Annotated in this window: 2 protein-coding genes; both read right to left on the bottom strand. The window is 63.6% G+C overall.

The features are described 5' to 3' along the window. Positions 1-293 (bottom strand): NAD(P)(+) transhydrogenase (Re/Si-specific) subunit beta (locus tag PSO31014_RS22260; protein ID WP_174976626.1); only part of this gene is annotated, 293 nt, incomplete at its 3' end. Then, positions 290-541, bottom strand: a 252-nt coding sequence (locus PSO31014_RS22255) for an NAD(P) transhydrogenase subunit alpha part 2 (protein WP_150553597.1), incomplete at its 5' end; no start/stop codon positions are given. The genes PSO31014_RS22255 and PSO31014_RS22260, both read right to left, overlap by 4 nt.

Below are 541 nucleotides of genomic sequence, written 5' to 3'. Positions count from 1 at the left end.
GCCGCGACCAGCTCCGGCATCTTGGTCATCTCGACCTTGCGCGCGACGAACGCGCCGATGCCGCCGCCGACCACGAGCCCACCCAGAATCAACCCGAGACCCGAGTAGTTCCCGCCCATCAGACGTCGCAGTTCGAAGATCAACGCAATCGTGGTGAGGGCCGCAATGGCCATCCCGATCATGCCGAACGCATTGCCGCGTCGCGCCATCTTCGGGTTCGACAGGCCCTTGAGCGCCTGAATGAAACAGATCGACGCGACCAAATACAACAGCGTGACGAGATTCATACTCATTGCTTGTCCCCCTCGGCCGCCTTGACGGGTGCCTTGTCTTTCTTCTTGAACATCTCGAGCATGCGCTGTGTGACGAGGAAGCCCCCGAACACGTTGACCGCCGCGAGCGCCACGGCCACGACACCCATCGTCTTGCCGAGCGCGCCTTCCGTGAGCCCGGCCGCGAGCATCGCGCCCACGATCACGATGGCCGAGATCGCGTTCGTCACCGCCATGAGCGGCGTGTGCAGCGCAGGCGTGACGTTCCA

It is taken from the genome of Pandoraea soli, from assembly GCF_902459595.1.
Lineage (GTDB): Bacteria > Pseudomonadota > Gammaproteobacteria > Burkholderiales > Burkholderiaceae > Pandoraea > Pandoraea cepalis.
Note: the sequence above shows the minus strand (reverse complement) of the source record. Positions and strands in the feature narration are given on the sequence as shown.